Annotated in this window: 1 pseudogene; it reads right to left on the minus strand. The window is 38.8% G+C overall.

Features of this window, described 5'->3' with window-relative positions:
* Positions 1-121: 121 nt before the first annotated feature.
* Positions 122-240 (minus strand): annotated as a pseudogene (locus WOCAOBSORBRA_RS06135) (IS630-like element ISWpi11 family transposase); the annotation flags it as partial.

Consider the following 240-nt stretch of genomic DNA (forward strand, 5'->3'; position numbering starts at 1 on the left):
CCAGCTTAACAGCTTCCAATTTGAATTCTGCCGTATATTCTCTTGCCATTTCTAATCCTCCAAAATTTTATTTTACCTGAAAAAACTCCTTTCTTTCTCTCCACTTTTTCTGGGTAAGGTCAGTCTGCCCAGGTTCCAAGATCGGTGTCAAAAATTGCTCAAACCATCCATTAAAAACATCCATATTACAGTGGCCTTCAAAGGTTAACGGAACAACTATCTTTCTTCCACTTAAGGCTG

Origin of the sequence: Wolbachia endosymbiont of Cardiocondyla obscurior (assembly GCF_902713635.1) — a bacterium.
In the GTDB taxonomy this organism is placed as follows: Bacteria; Pseudomonadota; Alphaproteobacteria; order Rickettsiales; family Anaplasmataceae; genus Wolbachia; species Wolbachia pipientis.